The following is a 15,784-nucleotide window of genomic DNA, read 5'->3' as shown; positions in this document are numbered from 1 at the left end:
TAGCTAGTCCTCCAAACCTTGCTTTCCTCTTTATAAAAGATTAAATAATTCCTAATTCTTTTCCAACTTTTTCGTAGATGGCAATTGCTTTGTCGAGCATTTCCTTCGTATGTGCAGCAGATGGCATATTACGCACACGGCCAGTTCCTCTTGGTACAGTTGGGAATACGATCGATTTCGCATATACTCCCTCTTCATTCAATCGTTTACTGAACTCCTGTGTTTTTAATTCATCTCCAATGATACAAGGAGTGATTGGTGTTTCACTTGCGCCAATATCAAAACCAAGCTCTACTAAACCTTTTTTCAAGTAATTAGCATTATCCCATAAACGTTCGTTTAGCTCTGTACTTTCCATTAAGATTTCGATAGCTTTCTTACTTGCAGCAACATCCGCTGGAGTTAGGGATGTTGAGAAAAGGAATGGACGGCTACGTACTTTTAGCCAATCGATTAAGTCCTTCTTCCCTGCGACATATCCTCCAACAACACCGATCGCCTTAGATAACGTTCCGATTTGGAAGTCAACTTTATCAGATAAACCGAAATGCTTAACCGTTCCTGCACCCTCTCCTAATACACCTGAACCGTGAGCATCATCGACATATGTTATTAAGTCAAATTCCTCTGCGATTTCTACAATTTCAGGAAGCTTCGCAATATCTCCATCCATCGAGAATACCCCATCCGTGATCACCATGACTTTGTTGTAAAGGCCAGATTCAGTCGCTTCTTTTGCTTTTGCACGTAAATCATCCATATCCGAATGATTAACACGAATGATCTTTGCTTTTGACAAACGGCATCCGTCAATAATGGATGCATGATTTAACTCATCGGATAAAATGGCGTCATTTTTATCCATAACCGCACTAATAGCAGCCATATTACAATTGAAACCTGATTGATAAGCAATCGCCGCTTCTGTATGTTTAAATTCAGCTAGTTTTTCTTCTAATTGAACATGTAGGTCTAGTGTTCCATTGATTGTACGAACAGCTCCTGCTCCTACACCGTACTTTTCAATTGCTTGGTTTGCTACATCCTTTAATCGTTGATCAGTAGCAAGTCCTAAGTAGTTATTTGAAGACAGATTGATTAATTCTCTTCCGCCGATTGTGATCATTGGTCCATTTGGACTTTCTAGAGGATCGATGACATTATAAAGCCCCTTATCCTTTAAATCATCCAAGTTTTGTTGTAAAAATGAATCTAAGCTTTTACTAGACATACATAACTCCTCCTATTTGTTCATATGTAGACAACTGTCCACGCTATGTAGACATCTCCTAATTCTTGTAACCCTTGATATGATAATGTTTATGATAATATACTTTATCATAAATTTTTCATAAGTACACTTATAAAAGACAGAAATTAGACCGCTTTTTAATTGCATCTTTTTGTAAGCTGGTTAAAAAGTCTAGTCTTCCCCTACGGTAACTAGTATGGTATATGAAGGTTTTTCTTGAAATAATTATCTAGAGTCTGTCCAAATGTCGGTATTAAACTGATTATTTGGACAGAACTTTTTCTATGGAACTAAGATTCATTTGGCTCAGGAGGATATAACATGGCTTTTAGTTGTCGATTCCAAACGATATTTCCTGTTACCTTGAAACTTGGTTCTTGAGCGGATACTAGTATTCGGTAAAGATAAGTTCCTGTTGTGCCAGGTCTATCAATAAAAGTGAAGTGTGGTTTCCATTCATAATAGAACAAAGGATAAATAGTCTTTTCGAAGTTTCCAAGGATACATATCTTTGATAGTTCTACTTCATTCCTTTGTAATGTAACATTCATGCCTAATGATGCTAGCATGGATATAGTAATGATATCTAAATTCAAAGATCCATCGATTCTCACCCGTTGGTCGTCCATTTTTGTTATTATTTCTACTTCCAACATTGTAATAGTATTTTCTGAGACGGGGATGATGATACCTGGATGATATTCATGTGCATCGAAGTAGCAAAGTATGGATTCTGGTCTTTCTTTTAATGGAAGACAGTTACAATGAGGATTGGTACATATATGACTGAGCAATAGACCCATAAAATATAACCTGCCTTTTAGAAATTTTGTAACAGATTATGTTGATTCTTTCATACTGCTTGGACAAGGGATGATTTTGCAGGCATGAAGTTGCATTTATACCATTCCATCCTACTATATTTAGTTGATATCGATAAAAACTGTACGTGACTTTTTGACCTATCGATAATTACTATGGGTAAAGATAGAAAAGTTCTATTCACTTAAACTCTATTCTTCTATAATGACAAAGGAGATGAATTTATACATTAGTGGAGGATTATATGAAGAAATTATTATCTATAAGTCTTATTCTTCTTGTTATGTTCGGGCTAGTTGCTTGTTCTGGGGAAGATGAGAAAGCAACAGAAGAATCAAAACCAAAAGAAGTATTTAAAATTGGTGCTATTCCTGATCAGAACGCTGCGGATTTAAATAGAAGCATGGATCAAATTGCGGATTATTTAGCAGAAAAAACGGATTTAGAGGTTGAGTATGTTCCCTCTGTTGATTACGCGGCTCTAGTAACAGCTTTTGAGCGTGGTGAAATTCATTTAGCGTGGTTTGGTGGATTAACAAGTGTACAAGCAATGAGTTTAGTGGATGGTTCTGAAGCTATTGCTCAAAGACCTCGTGATGAAGAGTTCCATTCTGTATTTATTGCGCAAAAAGGTCTTAACCTAAAAGGGATTGAAGATATTAAAGGTTTAAGCTTTACATTTGGTAGTGAAAGTTCAACTTCTGGACATTTAATGCCTAGATATTATTTAATGGAAAATGGAATTGATCCTGAAAAGGATTTTGATGGTGAGCCTAACTACTCTGGTTCTCATGATAAAACATACAAGCTTGTAGAAGCAGGCACATTCCAAACAGGTGCGTTAAATGAAGCTGTTTGGGAAGGTGCGGTTGAAGAGGGCCTTGTAGACTTAAATAAGGTTGATGTTTTCTATACAACTCCTTCTTACTATGATTACAACTGGACTATTAATACAGTTGATGATGTATTCGGCAAAGGCACGAAGGATAAAGTAAAGGAAGCCCTCCTTTCTATGGGTGCTGACCAGCAGGAAATGCTTGATATTTTTGAAACGGATAAATTTATTGAAACAAAGAACGAAAACTATGCTGCGATTGAAAAGGTTGCAAAGCAGTTAGGAATTATAAAGTAGTTTAGAGGTGAGGATGCTATGGCATCTGAAAATATTATTGAAGTACAAAATGTCACAATCAATTTTGAGGGGAAGATAGCCTTATCTTCCCTTTCTTTTTCTGTAAAAAAAGGTGAGCGTATTGCCTTAATTGGTCCTAGTGGCGCTGGTAAAACGACACTGTTAAATACAATTGCTACTTTTATCAAGCCGGATGAAGGTCAGATTTTGATCGACGAATTAGGTTCTAGTGAGTTAGATGATCGTAAAAAGCTATCTAGGAAAATTGGAATGATTAGACAGCAATTTGACCTAGTTCACCAGCTTCCTGTAGTACATAATGTGTTAGCAGGAAAATTAGGTCAGTGGGGATTTTTCAAATCATTATGGTCATTAATTTTTCCACAAGAGAAATCATTAGCGCTGCGTGCTTTAGAGCGTGTTGGATTAAAGGACAAGCTGTATGAAAAAACAGCTAATCTTTCAGGTGGTGAGCAACAACGTGTGGCATTAGCTCGCCTGCTTGTGCAATCTCCTGAAATCATACTCGCAGATGAACCAGTCGCCTCTCTTGACCCGGCGCGAGCTGAAGATGTCTTATCGATGTTGACGAAGCTTGTTATTGAAGAAAATCAAACATTAATCACAAGTCTCCATTCTGTAGAATACGCAAAGAAATATTTCACGAGAATAATTGCCCTGCGTGATGGAGCGGTTTTCTTTGACTTACCTGTTGATGAAATACAAGCTGAAAACTTAGCTTCTTTATATCAATTAAAGGAGCATATGTAATGGGAAAATCGATTTTTCAGCTACACAAGAAATCTTTTTTAACGTTGGTATTAGCTGGTGTGTTTGTCTGGAGTTTGTTTGCCGTCAATTGGAATGGTGACCTCCTCCACTCTGGTGGCTTTGTCACATTAGGTCAAATGCTAGGTGCGTTGTTTACTCCTGATTTATCAAGTGAAATTTTATTAATAGCGTTAGAATCGACGTGGATTACTGTTTCCTATGCAGTTGCTGGGATGATGTTAGCAATTATTATCGCTTTTTTTCTAGGTATTCTGGCATCTGGAATCTTTTTTCAAAATCGATTTTTAAAGGCCATTTTTCGTGGAATACTCGGTTTTTTACGAGCGATTCATGAGTTAGTTTGGGCTTGGTTGTTTGTTGCCTCCTTTGGACTGTCTCCTTATGCGGCCGTTTTTGCGCTCGCTCTCCCTTTTGGTGGCATTCTTGGTCGGATTTTTGCCGATATGCTCGCTGATGTGCCTAAAGAACCGATACAAGCTCTTAAATCAACGGGAGCTTCTAGATGGCAATTATTCTTTTATGGTTATTTTCCAATTGTACGAACAGGTATACTTAGTTATACAATGTATCGTTTTGAATGTGGAATCCGCTCCTCAGCGATAATGAGCTTCGTTGGTCTAGGTGGACTAGGTTACCAAATTCAATTATCTTTAGATGATTTACATTATCATGAAGTTTGGACCTTTATCTTCTTCTTGATTGCAGTCGTTGTATTGATAGATGGCTGGAGCAGTCATTTACGAAATAAAATGAACCATACAACAAAGCATTGGTTTATCCCATTCTCTTCTCTTTTGACACTGGTCTTACTAGTTGGGGCATGGAGCTATATTTATATAGTGGATAGAGCAAGTTTTTTGGAGCTTTTTTCAGATAAAAATTTAACGTATGCGAAGAAATTCTTCTCCGGGATGTTTGGGGTTGGTGAAGAAAATCCGGCATTTTTCAATTGGGAAAGCTGGAAGACTGCGCTGTCGTTAACTTACGATACGTTACGAATGAGTGTCATTGCAATTGGCTTTGCTACGATAGTCATGTTCTTGACTGTATTGCCTGCTGCTCGAAATGTAGCGAATGGAAAGTTAACCTTAACGAGCCGTTGGTATCAATGGATTTCTTTTGGAATCATCCGTTTAAGCTATATTTTTAGTAGAGCGATTCCTGAACTTGTTTGGGCGATGGCGATTATTTTCATTCTAAAACCAGGAATATTACCAGGGGCTCTCGCTCTTGCCCTTCATAATTTCGGGATTCTCGGAAAGCTTTGCGCGGAGGTTGTTGAAGATTTGGACAATCGTCCGATTCGTCATTTAGCATCTGCTGGAGCAAGTAAAGCGCAGATTCTTATTTATGGTGTCCTCCCTTCTGTCTTACCTCAGTTTCTGACGTATATTTTGTACCGATGGGAAGTCATTATGAGAACGACGATTATTGTAGGTTTTGTCGGTGCTGGTGGGCTTGGCCAACAATTTAAGCTGAGTATGAGCTTCTTCCACTATACGGATATTACATTGCTGTTATTGTGCTATTTAATTCTCGTGTGGATTTCGGATTATATTTCCGAATGGGCTAGGAAAACAGCGAGGTATTAATGTTTTACTGTTAACAAAAAACGAGAGAGCAAATCCGCTCTCTCGTTTTTTGTTATTATTTAGGGAATTATAGATTTCGCTGTTGTGGATAACTATGTTATAAAGTGTATCTACGTTTAGCTCCAGCGCCTAGCCCCTCTTTTGAAAAATAAAATTCAATTTTTCATTGGTCGCTTCAGAACAGGTGATGAAGTTGAAGAACAAACTTCATCACCTGTTCTTCCAGCGCTTGTCGGGGCTGAGCAAGGCGCTTGCGCTTTTGTTCTTATGCGTCGAGTACTTCGACCTTTTCCATTACATCTCCAGCTTTGTGTTTAAGTACTGTGTCCATTCCGGAAGTTACTTTACCAAACACAGTGTGAACCCCATTTAAATGTGGTTGTGGCTCATGAACGATGAAGAATTGGCTTCCACCTGTATCTTTACCAGCGTGTGCCATAGATAGAGAACCTACTTCATGTGTATGAGGGTTTCCAGCAGTTTCACATTTGATTGTGTAGCCAGGACCGCCTGTACCAGTTCCGTGTGGGCATCCACCTTGGCTTACGAAACGAGGAATGACACGGTGGAATGTTAATCCATTATAAAATCCTTCGTTTGCTAACTTTTCAAAGTTTGCAACAGTTCCTGGTGCTTCATTTGGGAACAAATCAAACTCGATTTTTTCCCCGCTTTGCATTTGTATGTATCCTTTTTTCGCCATAATGACAACTCCTTTATACTAATGAATCAGTCTTTATCATACATGATGTTGACAAGAAAGAAAAGTTAGCAGACTTTGGAGTACTCAAACAATTTTCATGCATTCCTTTTTTATCATCTTGCCATACTAAAGAATAAAAAGCGGTGGAGGAAACAATGGAATTCGTCGTCTATTTCTTTCTCGTCTGGTTATTTGTTGCTATATTTGCAGTAATCCATAAGCGCTTAAATATTGTCGAAAATACATTTGTTTATCTCGTAATCCTTATTATTAGTATTAATTACTCCTGGTTCGTGATAGATGAATTTAATCTTATCAGCCTTAGTGAAAAGAAAGCGCCGTATCTCGCATATCTATTAAATCGAAGTGTGGGAATTCCTATTCTCTCTCTTATATTTGTCAATGTCTATACAAGGACACCGACGCTTATTCAAAAAGCGATGTTGTTTGTCTCGAGTGTCATCATTCTTGTTGGGATAGCGAGTTTATCGACGGCTCTAAAAATTATTACATTTTTGCAGTGGAATTATTGGTTCGATTTCATCTATTATTTCTTACTCATGATTTGTGCTATTGGAGCTTATAAAATCATACATCGAGTGATGAGAGGTGTGGTGGAAGAAATATGATGCTATGGGAAACGTATGATAAAAATGAAATATACATTATTATGATGCTGTTGGGTGCTTATTTAGCTGTCTATATTTTTCCGAAAAAGCTTCCACGACCACTTATGCTCTTGTTCTTAGTGTGGGGCTTTGCAACTTCAACTGTGTTTGATTTTACCCTCGGAGGAGGATTGTTTGATTATTATAAAGTAAATGATTCAAATAAATATGAGCTCTCAGATTTATTAACATACTTTCTATTCGCTACCTTTAGTTACTTTTTTGTTTATTTTTATAAGGTGCTGCGTATTCGAAACGTATGGATTATATTCTACATACTAGGATGGACTTGTATCGGGTTAGCGATGGAAAAAGTCTCTTCCTTGATGGGAGTTACTCACTATCAAAGTGGCTATCACATCTACTACTCGATCGTTGTTTTCCTAATTGTTCAAACGACAACTGCTCTCTATTATGAATTAATTAAGAAGAAATGGACTGAGCCCAATCATGCTAGTCACATGGATTAATACATTTTACGCTTAGCTTTCATGCGTATTAACAAAAGTCCAGTTAAACTCCCTATCAACGACATACACATCTTCTTCATTCAACAAATCGGAGGCTCTTAAAAATCTAGCATCTTCAACTAGTAATGCATATTCTGAATGTTGATAAAAAATATAACATGCTCCCTTTGGTTCCAGATCAAAACTTTGTTCGGCAGATGCTCCCTCAAGGCATTTCCTTCTCTTATAACTGAACACATGCCATAGGTACCCGCAAGACCATCGATCATCGTATAAAAAAATCTTATACCTCTCTTCGTTGCTTAAATGACCAACGAATTGATTCTCCCATTGGTTTCTTAAGTAAGCCCCCCATTTATCAAGTTCTCTTACTCTCATATTTTTGTTCTTAAGAATCGTGAATAGTTCCTCCATTTGGTCCCCCGATTATTCCCTTACTAGTAGTAACAATAATTTTCTGGCTTCCTCATAGTTTTGATATGCTTCAGAGTATTCTTTATAGCGTGTATATTTGTTTTCAATGAATTTATACTGGTTAAATACATCAAAGAATGACATTTGTAAAATTTGAATTTGTCGGTCGGGAATTGTATCTATTTTCCCTTTCAGAACATAACTCAACGTACCCGCAATATTCATACAATACGTATTGAAATCTGCATTTAGACAATTCTTTTCTGCGGATAAATTTAAAAACTCATTTCGAAAATCGTATTGTATTTTATAGCTATCTGTATATGGAAAGGGTTTTTCAAGATTAGGTTTTATTGAATTTAGTTTTTGTAGGATAGGGTTCATTTTTAATCTTCTCTCCTCTTTGCTGTATTGTTTCATTTTACAATACAAAATGATTATGGAGTTAAAAAATGTAAAAAGATATCAATGAATACAAAAAATGACGTACATTGAATACGTCATTTTTGTTGGATATATTTAATTGATCTCTACAGGCTTCAGGTTTTGAATGCGAGCAGCGACACCGAAGATAACAACTGCAATTAAAACTGGTAATAACCATCCCAATCCTTGATTGTACAATGGTAGAACATCTGAGTAAAAATCAATGATGTTCTGCAGCCATTTGAAGTAAGCAATCTCAAGCGAATCACATAATGTTTTTAATCCATCAATAATACTAATCAATAGAGCGACAACTGTTGCTGCTATATAAACGATTCTAGCGTGATTGAATAATGGTGATAGAAAGGCTAAAAGCATCAATGTAACTGCCAGTGGATATAAGAACATCAAGACAGGAATAGAGAATGTAATGATGTTGGCTAATCCGAAATTCGCAATGACAAATGAGAATACAGAAAAGAACCAGACAAATGATTTATAGCTAACCTTTGGAAAAAGTGTGTGAAAATACTCGCCACAAGCTGTGATAAGTCCAATGCTGGTTGTGAGACAAGCTAAGATGATGATAACAGCTAGCATGATAGAACCGAATGTTCCAAAGTAATAGGAAGATGCTTCGCTAAGTACTGGTCCGCCAGTCTCGAATAAACCAATTTTTTCTACGCTTGTTGCACCTAAGTAAGCAACACCCACGTATATGATAGCAAGTAAAGAAACTGCGATAATGCCCGTTTTAATTGTAGCTGATAGAATCTCTCTTTTTGACGTTATGCCCATCCCGCGAATCGCATTAATGACGATGATTCCAAATACAAGGGATGCTAAAGCGTCCATTGTGTTGTAGCCTTCGATAAACCCTTTCACAAATGCTCCGTTCGCATAAGCTGCTTGCGGTGCTTCAATTGAACCCATTGGGTTTATAAGTACCATGACGAGTAGGACAAACAAAAGAATAATAATCCCTGGTGATAAAATTTTACCTACGTTGTCTACGATCTTGGCTGGATTTAAAGATAACCAAAGTGTAATGCCGAAAAAGAGTATTGTAAAAATGATTAAACCAAGTTGTGTGTAGCTTTCGCTAACGAATGGTGAAATCCCGATATCGTAAGCAACTGTTCCTGTACGTGGTGTTGCAAAAAACGGTCCAATCGTTAAATATAGTAACGCTGTAAAAAACACAGCGTATTTCGGGTGAATTCGACTTGCTAGTTCCTGTAGATTGGAACTTCCAGAATAACCAATCGCTAAAAGACCAAATAGCGGTAGTCCTACCCCTGTGACTAAAAATCCAATCACTGCTGGCCAAAGATTCTCTCCAGCATTTTGACCTAACTGTGCAGGAAAGATTAGGTTTCCTGCGCCAAAAAATAGTGCAAATAGCATTACTCCGATAACCGTATAGGATGAAAACGATAGTTTGTTTTTCATAAGCTTTGACTCCCCTGTTGTTGATTCTTTTTTGAATAATGTAATAATACATTTATTTTTCAGAAAAAACAATATATTATTCTAAAATATTTTGATTATTTATTAAAATTACATAATTTTACTGTATTTTTATCAATTTACATGGAGATTATTACTATACTATAAATAGTAAAAATATTATATCAGTTCTTGATGAAACTATTATGAGCCTTAGAACGTCTTATTATTGGAGGTGATTTTTTGTCAATTAAATCCAAAATTTTAGCATATATGCTCATTCTATTAATAGGAATCATCGTTTTCTTTCGTAAAGGAATGATACTTGACTATGTTGGAATTCATTTAGAAAATCCATTTGCTAAAGAGGTCCAGGTCCCTTCTGTTTATGCTGAAGCTGACAAGAACCATAACGATATCCCTGACCCTCTTGATATTGTTTACGCAGCGCGTAAAGAGGTAAAGGAACGGACTAAATATGAGAGCAATTATTATGAAGGTGGTTACCCTCCTGATAGTGAAGGTGTTTGTACAGATGTGATTTGGCGAGGATTGATGGGAGCAAACATTCTATTAAAAGATTTGATGGATGAAGACATTGCTGAAAATCTCGCATTATATCCACGAGTGGATGGGATTCCTGATTCGAATATCGATTTTCGTAGAGTGCCGAATCAATCCGTTTATTTTGAAAGATTTGCAGAATCGTTAACAACCGAGCTTATAGCTGGTGATGTAGAAAATTTGCAACAATGGCAGCCTGGAGATATTGTTGTATTTCTTGACGGCTATCATCATGTTGGAATTGTATCTGATAAGCGAGCAAAAGATGGCACTCCATACTTCATACATAATAATCCCCCGTTTGCTTCTGAAGTCAAACTCAGTTCATTTAAGACCCCAATAGCTGGCCATTACCGTTGGAAGTATTAAAAAAATCCTTAGTACGCACTAAGGATTTTTCGTCTCTAATTCTTCTGTTTTTGACGCATAATAGTCAACTGCCTGAGGGAATTCTTTTAACTCTTTTTTTCCTTGGTCACTGAGTGTATAGATTCCCCTATCGACTTTCTTAAACCAACCGTAGTAATTTTGGTGAAGAATAGAAAGGGTCTTCTCCCCTGTTCCCATTTGTCTTAGCGTTTTCGGAGCTAACGGCCCATATTTTTGTAAGCAATAAGCGATATGTATACAGCTTTCCTTGTACGCTGTCATGAGCTTCGTTTTATTACTCCCACCAACATTGTTATTAAGATTACGGCCCTGAATTTCCGCGATCAGCTTTTGGCGTTTCCTTTTATAGCTTTGAACGCTGTATCTGCTGTTAAAAGGTCCAGGTGGAAAAATCACTTCTAGCTTTGCACTACTTTTTAAAAAAGTAACCATAATAAGTCCAAGCTCAAGCTTTTTAATAAGATGGCACATATCATGCCACTTCTTAGAATTTCGTTTATATTTCGGTTTTGGGATGGCGATATAGACTTGATCGGTCAACCGTTGTCTGTTTGCTGCTTGAATGAGTAAATCCACGTTTAAATTCAGCTTTAATTCGATAATGATGAGCTCTTCTTCCTTTATGGCAACAACATCACAATCATTTACTTCCCCATATACCTCATATCCGAGACTAGTAAAATGCTTTTGTACGGGTTTAAATAGATCGACTTCGTATAATTTATTTTTTCTATCCATAAAAATTCTCCTCATGCTTCCTGAAAGTTAGTATAACATGATGATGAAAGAAATTTGTCTTTAAGATGCAAAATATAAATGGAGGTGAACAATATGGGCAAGGATAATGAAAAAAATGAGCAGGAGTTAATGGATAAAGTCAATCAAGCCTTCGATGAAATCGTAGAAGATGTGAAAAGTATGGTACAAGAGGGTGAAAAAGAAGAATCCAAATGAAAGAAAACGAGTCAAAGTCAATCGACCTTGGCTCGTTTTATCTTTATAAACCTGCAAATTCTTCTACTAGTTCGGCAAACTTCGATAATGTATTTTTGATTGGCTCTGGACTTGTTAAATCAACCCCGGTCTTTTTCAATAACTCTAGTGGATAATCCGAGCTTCCACTTTTTAAAAACTCAAGATACGACTCTAAGGTTTGCGCATCGCCTTCAAGTAGTTTTGTAGCAATATGAATGGCTGAAGCAAATCCTGTTGCGTACTTGTATACGTAGAATGGTCGGTAGAAATGTGGAATTCTGGACCAGCCATACTTTACTTCCTCATCAAATACTAAGGCATCTCCATTGTATTCTTTGAATAAGCTTTCGTAAATTTGATTGAATACTTCTACATTCAACGGTTGACCTTGTTCAGCTTTTTCATGTGTCAACATTTCAAATTCTGCAAACATAACCTGAGTAAAGAAGGTTCCTCTGAATTTATCAATAAAGTGATTTAATAGATAGCGCTTAAGCTTTTCATCCTTCTCTTGATCGAGCAAGTAGTGAATCAATAACACTTCATTCACGGTAGAAGCGACTTCAGCTACAAAAATGCTATAGCGTGCTGAAATTTGTGGCTGGTATTGGGAGCTCAGCTTACTGTGAACACCATGCCCACATTCATGCACAAGTGTAAATAAGCTATCTAGATCATCCTGGTGGTTTAAAAGAATATATGGATGAACTCCATATACACCTAAATTGTAGGCACCAGAACGTTTACCTGGCGTTTCCCTTACATCAAAATAACGAGAGCTCTTAAATTGATTGAGAGTCTCGACATAATCTTCTCCAAGTGGCGCCAATGCCTTAAGCATCGTTTCATAAGCTTCGTCAAAAGAAATATCCTGCTTTACTCCACTTACGAGTGGAACGCTCATATCGTATTGTCTTAGCTCATTAAGCTCAAGTATCTCTTTTCGAAGTTCAGTATAACGATGGAGCGGTGCAATATTTTCTTTTGTCGCTTTAATAAGATTTTCGTATACTTCTTTTGGAACCATATCCCCAAAGAGTGATTTCTCAAGAGCAGACGGATAACGGCGAATCTTAGATGTTGTGACATTATTTTTAACCGCTGCTGAGAGCGTTGAAGCAATCGAATTCTTCATTTGTAGATAAGGCTGATAGTAAGCTTTGTATGCTTCCTTCCGTTTTTCACGGTCCTCATCTTCAATTAACTTCGAATACATCCCTCTTGTTAGTTCAACTTTCTCTCCCTCTTTATTCGTCACTTCACCGAACTTAATATCAGCATTGTTAATCATCCCGAAAGTGGTTGAAGGGGCTGAAAGTGCTTCACCTAGCTGGGAGAGAATCTCTTCTTGTTCCTTTGTTAAAACATGCTCTTTATAACGAAATGATTCGAATAAATCCTTTTCGAAATATTCAAGTCCCTTTTCTTCAGCAATATAACCTTTTAAAGTCTCTTCATCTAATCCAAGTAAAAACGGCATGAAAAAGGATGTGTTTGAACTGACTTTCACGCTAAGGTTTCGAGCTCGGTCCAATAAGGTTTGAGATTCTGTTTTTCTTGTATCCTCATCAACTTTTAACATGGCATAAGGAAAGACGTGATTAAATTTATACGATAGCTCTTCTTGCTTTCGTAAAAATTGAAACAGTTCCTGCCCTGATTGGATAGCTCCATCAAATTTCTTTAGTTCATTTGAAAGCTGCTCAATTGTGTTTAAATCTTCTTCCCACTTATGTATTTCAGAATAAATGTCGTCTAGGTTCCATTTTTCTTGTACGGGTACTTCTTCTCTTGTTTTGTATGTTTGCATAGGTTTGCTCCTTTTTTATAAAATGTATGTCCCAATGATGCGATCTAACTTACGAACATCCACTTTTTTATTTAGATTCAACTTGAATTTTCCTGCCTTTGTCCATAATTCGAGCTCTGCATTTAAGTCAAGCATTCCGCCATTTTCAGAAGAATACATGATGATAGATTTGAATGGAATGGTATATACTTCGACTTTTTTTCCTGTGATTCCTTGTCGGTCTGCGATAATGATTCTTTTATTGGTGACCACAGCTACATCTCGCACTGTCTTGTAGGCTACCTCTGGCTTTTCTCCATCAACTAAGACGTTATAGATATCTGTTGGTACTTGTGTTTCTTCATAAAAAGTCCATGTCATCAACGTACTTAAATCTGCCATGTTCTTCCCTCCAATGTTTTCCTATAATATATTAGGACCATATTCGTCTATTGATGTCAAATGGTTTGAAATGAAAAAACTTGATGATCTGAATCACCAAGTTTGACCTCAACCAATCTTTCATCTTTCTAATTCAATATATTCTCTAAGTAATTTCCAGTTTTCTTGCTCTTTTCTCCAAATGAACATACATTGTGCTGGAAAGGGTTCTCCGTTAATCCGATTGATTTCTCTTCCTAAAATTAAATACTCCTCACCATTTTTTCGTTCTGTAATGGAATATGGTTCAAAGCTCTTCTCAGCATTCTCATATTGCTGTAAAACTCCATTAACATCATAATGGTAATCATATTCGTCGGGCTTATTTAAATTACCGTGACACCAGTAGCCGATAAAATTTTTGGACATGAATTCTCGAATCATATCTCCGTCCTTACTCACAAAGCCGTCGTTCCATGCTTGCATGTAATCGACAAGCACATCTTTAATATCCTTCATTCCATCCTCCTATTAATTAAATATTCTCTTTTAATTAAATATTCTAGAAAATGGATGGTTTTTCCTGTAAGATAAATGAAAAATGTTATGGAGGTTCTTAGATGAATGATAGACACGAAATCTTATTTAAACAATTGGAAACATACCGAAGTGAGTTAATCGATGTGGCACAAACGGTTACTGCTGAAGAAGCGGAGATTATTCCGAATGGCTTTAATAACAACATACGTTGGAATTTAGGTCATATCTATTTGGATCAATACCTATGGATCCAAGCTGTCACAAAAGAAAAAGTAAATGTACCTGCCGAGTTTCAGAGTTGGTTTGGTTATGGCACTTCTCCTTCCGACTTTACTAAGGAAACCCCTGTATTAGAAGAATTAATAGTTTTACTTGAGCAGCAACCAGATGATATTAAATCTGTTTATGGGGATCGTCTAGAAGAAAAGCTTGTGCCAACTGAAATGGGGATGCATACGATTGAACAAGTTTTAATCCGTACGATTTTTCATGAGGGCATGCATTTGCAAGCGATACTCGATATTAAGAAATGTCTTTACTTATAAAATGGAGGAAAACAGAAATGACTACTTTCGTGATTAGACAAGCTTCAACAGCAGACGTTCCTCAATTAAAGGACTTAATGCTCTCGTACATTGTTGATTTTTATCAGCAACCAAGACCAAATGAAGCTGAGTTAGTTGGATTAATCCAGCATTTAATAGAGAATCCATCCTCGGGATTACAGTTTGTGGCGGAAGAGAATGGTGAGTTACTTGGTTTTTCTACATTGTATTTCACTTTTAGCACATTGAAGGTCAAGAAAGCGGCAATCTTAAATGACTTGTTCGTCTCTCCTTGTGCAAGAGGTAAAAAGATAGGAGAAGCTCTTTTTCAAAGAAACTTAAACTATATTCGTGAAAATGATTTTGCATCGATGACTTGGGAAACGGCGAAAGATAATGTCGTTGCACAGGCATTATATAATAAAATGGGCGGTCAACTATCGGAATGGCTCGTTTATGAGATTCATTAAGTTTACAGAGGTGAAAACATGCGAGAACTACAGAAATTTACTGCAAGCTATCAGCGTGAATTAGATTGGCAGATTAGTGATGAAGATTATCAGCAAACGAAGGAATCGCTTTTACACAATTATATGCTTTTAACAACCGAGGTCGCAGAAGTTGCGGAGGAATTCAGAAAGGCATTCAATATGGTTTATAAGGAATCGGTAAATGGTGCGGATCCAGATGTGGCATTTGCAGAAGCGAAATCGCTTATTCAAAAAGATGTTGGCAAGGAATTAGCTGATTGTATAGCCTATATTTGCAAATTCGCTAATTTCTTTGAAATTGATTTGGAAGAAACGTTTTACGAAAAAATGGATGAAGTTAAAAATCGTTCCAATAAGAATCGGAAGCTTCCGACTTACTAAAAATTAAG

General features: G+C 36.8%; 20 protein-coding genes. 10 read left to right on the top strand and 10 right to left on the bottom strand.

Annotated features, from left to right (window positions below):
* Positions 1-40: 40 nt before the first annotated feature.
* Both FA727_RS06730 and FA727_RS06725 read right to left on the bottom strand, forming a co-directional pair.
* The gene (locus FA727_RS06730; RefSeq protein ID WP_136830143.1) at positions 41-1,231 is read right to left on the bottom strand and encodes a glycine C-acetyltransferase; all 1,191 of its coding nucleotides are present in this window, start codon (positions 1,229-1,231) and stop codon (positions 41-43) included.
* Between the two features lie 311 nt (positions 1,232-1,542).
* Positions 1,543-2,055 (bottom strand): hypothetical protein, encoded by a 513-nt coding sequence (locus FA727_RS06725; RefSeq protein WP_136830142.1) that lies wholly within the window; start codon positions 2,053-2,055, stop codon positions 1,543-1,545.
* 263 nt (positions 2,056-2,318) lie between these two features.
* Between FA727_RS06725 and FA727_RS06720 the strand changes: the two genes are divergently transcribed.
* From FA727_RS06720 to FA727_RS06710, 3 genes are read left to right on the top strand one after another with little or no spacing between them, the layout of a single operon-like run.
* Entirely contained in the window at positions 2,319-3,206 is an 888-nt protein-coding gene (locus FA727_RS06720; protein WP_136830141.1) for a putative selenate ABC transporter substrate-binding protein, read from the top strand.
* 18 nt (positions 3,207-3,224) lie between these two features.
* A complete protein-coding gene (locus FA727_RS06715; RefSeq protein ID WP_136830140.1) occupies positions 3,225-3,977 on the top strand; it encodes a phosphonate ABC transporter ATP-binding protein in 753 nt (250 codons plus the stop codon).
* The gene (locus FA727_RS06710; protein ID WP_136830139.1) at positions 3,977-5,590 is read left to right on the top strand and encodes a PhnE/PtxC family ABC transporter permease; all 1,614 of its coding nucleotides are present in this window, start codon (positions 3,977-3,979) and stop codon (positions 5,588-5,590) included. Before FA727_RS06715 ends, FA727_RS06710 begins: the two co-directional genes overlap by 1 nt.
* Before the next feature lie 265 nt (positions 5,591-5,855).
* Here the strand turns inward: FA727_RS06710 and FA727_RS06705 are convergent, their stop codons facing one another.
* The gene (locus tag FA727_RS06705) at positions 5,856-6,293 is read right to left on the bottom strand and encodes a peptidylprolyl isomerase (protein ID WP_136830138.1); all 438 of its coding nucleotides are present in this window, start codon (positions 6,291-6,293) and stop codon (positions 5,856-5,858) included.
* Positions 6,294-6,448: 155 nt separating this feature from the next.
* Between FA727_RS06705 and FA727_RS06700 the strand changes: the two genes are divergently transcribed.
* Together FA727_RS06700 and FA727_RS06695 are read left to right on the top strand one after the other, a co-directional pair.
* Positions 6,449-6,922 carry a hypothetical protein gene (locus FA727_RS06700; RefSeq protein WP_136830137.1) on the top strand — a complete coding sequence of 158 codons (474 nt, stop codon included), beginning with the start codon at positions 6,449-6,451 and terminating at the stop codon, positions 6,920-6,922.
* Positions 6,919-7,431, top strand: coding sequence for a hypothetical protein (locus FA727_RS06695; RefSeq protein ID WP_136830136.1), 513 nt, complete (start codon positions 6,919-6,921; stop codon positions 7,429-7,431). Before FA727_RS06700 ends, FA727_RS06695 begins: the two co-directional genes overlap by 4 nt.
* Positions 7,432-7,443: 12 nt before the next feature.
* Here FA727_RS06695 and FA727_RS06690 read toward each other — a convergent pair whose 3' ends face one another.
* From FA727_RS06690 to brnQ, 3 genes are all read right to left on the bottom strand, one after another.
* Positions 7,444-7,845 carry a DUF4275 family protein gene (locus FA727_RS06690; protein WP_136830135.1) on the bottom strand — a complete coding sequence of 134 codons (402 nt, stop codon included), beginning with the start codon at positions 7,843-7,845 and terminating at the stop codon, positions 7,444-7,446.
* Between the two features lie 12 nt (positions 7,846-7,857).
* Positions 7,858-8,265 (bottom strand): YxiJ family protein, encoded by a 408-nt coding sequence (locus FA727_RS06685; protein WP_136830134.1) that lies wholly within the window; start codon positions 8,263-8,265, stop codon positions 7,858-7,860.
* A gap of 99 nt (positions 8,266-8,364) precedes the next feature.
* Positions 8,365-9,723 (bottom strand): branched-chain amino acid transport system II carrier protein, encoded by a 1,359-nt coding sequence (gene brnQ / locus FA727_RS06680; protein ID WP_136830133.1) that lies wholly within the window; start codon positions 9,721-9,723, stop codon positions 8,365-8,367.
* A 240-nt stretch (positions 9,724-9,963) separates the two neighbouring features.
* On the opposite strand from brnQ, the gene FA727_RS06675 reads away from it, so the two are divergent.
* Positions 9,964-10,653, top strand: a complete 690-nt coding sequence (locus tag FA727_RS06675; protein ID WP_246041728.1) for a DUF1287 domain-containing protein — start codon at positions 9,964-9,966, stop codon at positions 10,651-10,653.
* An 18-nt stretch (positions 10,654-10,671) separates the two neighbouring features.
* On the opposite strand, the gene FA727_RS06670 is transcribed toward FA727_RS06675, so the two are convergent.
* The gene (locus FA727_RS06670; RefSeq protein WP_136830132.1) at positions 10,672-11,412 is read right to left on the bottom strand and encodes a DUF2161 family putative PD-(D/E)XK-type phosphodiesterase; all 741 of its coding nucleotides are present in this window, start codon (positions 11,410-11,412) and stop codon (positions 10,672-10,674) included.
* Positions 11,413-11,505: 93 nt separating this feature from the next.
* Here FA727_RS06670 and FA727_RS24890 point away from each other — a divergent pair, with 93 nt between their 5' ends.
* Positions 11,506-11,628 carry a hypothetical protein gene (locus FA727_RS24890; RefSeq protein WP_281280856.1) on the top strand — a complete coding sequence of 41 codons (123 nt, stop codon included), beginning with the start codon at positions 11,506-11,508 and terminating at the stop codon, positions 11,626-11,628.
* 43 nt (positions 11,629-11,671) lie between these two features.
* Here the strand turns inward: FA727_RS24890 and pepF are convergent, their stop codons facing one another.
* The 3 genes from pepF to FA727_RS06655 form a co-directional block, all read right to left on the bottom strand.
* A complete protein-coding gene (pepF, locus tag FA727_RS06665; RefSeq protein WP_136830131.1) occupies positions 11,672-13,459 on the bottom strand; it encodes an oligoendopeptidase F in 1,788 nt (595 codons plus the stop codon).
* Between the two features lie 15 nt (positions 13,460-13,474).
* Positions 13,475-13,840: a PH domain-containing protein gene (locus FA727_RS06660; RefSeq protein WP_126407533.1), complete on the bottom strand. Its 366-nt coding sequence runs from the start codon at positions 13,838-13,840 to the stop codon at positions 13,475-13,477.
* A 120-nt stretch (positions 13,841-13,960) separates the two neighbouring features.
* Positions 13,961-14,338: a nuclear transport factor 2 family protein gene (locus FA727_RS06655; RefSeq protein ID WP_136830130.1), complete on the bottom strand. Its 378-nt coding sequence runs from the start codon at positions 14,336-14,338 to the stop codon at positions 13,961-13,963.
* Positions 14,339-14,439: 101 nt separating this feature from the next.
* Between FA727_RS06655 and FA727_RS06650 the strand changes: the two genes are divergently transcribed.
* Genes FA727_RS06650 through FA727_RS06640 form a run of 3 tightly spaced genes read left to right on the top strand, consistent with a single transcriptional unit; the run spans position 14,440 to position 15,776 of the window.
* On the top strand, positions 14,440-14,904 hold the full coding sequence (locus tag FA727_RS06650) for a DinB family protein (RefSeq protein WP_136830129.1): 465 nt from the start codon (positions 14,440-14,442) through the stop codon (positions 14,902-14,904).
* Between the two features lie 17 nt (positions 14,905-14,921).
* Positions 14,922-15,374, top strand: a complete 453-nt coding sequence (locus tag FA727_RS06645; RefSeq protein WP_136830128.1) for a GNAT family N-acetyltransferase — start codon at positions 14,922-14,924, stop codon at positions 15,372-15,374.
* Positions 15,375-15,392: 18 nt separating this feature from the next.
* Positions 15,393-15,776, top strand: coding sequence for a MazG nucleotide pyrophosphohydrolase domain-containing protein (locus tag FA727_RS06640; protein ID WP_136830127.1), 384 nt, complete (start codon positions 15,393-15,395; stop codon positions 15,774-15,776).
* Positions 15,777-15,784: the final 8 nt, after the last annotated feature.

The sequence above is a fragment of the Robertmurraya kyonggiensis genome (assembly GCF_005116465.1).
Classification (GTDB): domain Bacteria; phylum Bacillota; class Bacilli; order Bacillales; family Cytobacillaceae; genus Robertmurraya; species Robertmurraya kyonggiensis.
This window is presented reverse-complemented; position numbering and strand designations above follow the sequence as displayed.

Coding starts and splice junctions, on each gene's coding strand:
- FA727_RS06730 (WP_136830143.1), bottom strand. CDS start 1,231: ATGTCTAGTAAAAGCTTAGATTCATTTTTACAACAAAACTTGGATGAT.
- FA727_RS06725 (WP_136830142.1), bottom strand. CDS start 2,055: ATGGGTCTATTGCTCAGTCATATATGTACCAATCCTCATTGTAACTGT.
- FA727_RS06720 (WP_136830141.1), top strand. CDS start 2,319: ATGAAGAAATTATTATCTATAAGTCTTATTCTTCTTGTTATGTTCGGG.
- FA727_RS06715 (WP_136830140.1), top strand. CDS start 3,225: ATGGCATCTGAAAATATTATTGAAGTACAAAATGTCACAATCAATTTT.
- FA727_RS06710 (WP_136830139.1), top strand. CDS start 3,977: ATGGGAAAATCGATTTTTCAGCTACACAAGAAATCTTTTTTAACGTTG.
- FA727_RS06705 (WP_136830138.1), bottom strand. CDS start 6,293: ATGGCGAAAAAAGGATACATACAAATGCAAAGCGGGGAAAAAATCGAG.
- FA727_RS06700 (WP_136830137.1), top strand. CDS start 6,449: ATGGAATTCGTCGTCTATTTCTTTCTCGTCTGGTTATTTGTTGCTATA.
- FA727_RS06695 (WP_136830136.1), top strand. CDS start 6,919: ATGATGCTATGGGAAACGTATGATAAAAATGAAATATACATTATTATG.
- FA727_RS06690 (WP_136830135.1), bottom strand. CDS start 7,845: ATGGAGGAACTATTCACGATTCTTAAGAACAAAAATATGAGAGTAAGA.
- FA727_RS06685 (WP_136830134.1), bottom strand. CDS start 8,265: ATGAAACAATACAGCAAAGAGGAGAGAAGATTAAAAATGAACCCTATC.
- brnQ (WP_136830133.1), bottom strand. CDS start 9,723: ATGAAAAACAAACTATCGTTTTCATCCTATACGGTTATCGGAGTAATG.
- FA727_RS06670 (WP_136830132.1), bottom strand. CDS start 11,412: ATGGATAGAAAAAATAAATTATACGAAGTCGATCTATTTAAACCCGTA.
- FA727_RS24890 (WP_281280856.1), top strand. CDS start 11,506: ATGGGCAAGGATAATGAAAAAAATGAGCAGGAGTTAATGGATAAAGTC.
- pepF (WP_136830131.1), bottom strand. CDS start 13,459: ATGCAAACATACAAAACAAGAGAAGAAGTACCCGTACAAGAAAAATGG.
- FA727_RS06660 (WP_126407533.1), bottom strand. CDS start 13,840: ATGGCAGATTTAAGTACGTTGATGACATGGACTTTTTATGAAGAAACA.
- FA727_RS06655 (WP_136830130.1), bottom strand. CDS start 14,338: ATGAAGGATATTAAAGATGTGCTTGTCGATTACATGCAAGCATGGAAC.
- FA727_RS06650 (WP_136830129.1), top strand. CDS start 14,440: ATGAATGATAGACACGAAATCTTATTTAAACAATTGGAAACATACCGA.
- FA727_RS06645 (WP_136830128.1), top strand. CDS start 14,922: ATGACTACTTTCGTGATTAGACAAGCTTCAACAGCAGACGTTCCTCAA.
- FA727_RS06640 (WP_136830127.1), top strand. CDS start 15,393: ATGCGAGAACTACAGAAATTTACTGCAAGCTATCAGCGTGAATTAGAT.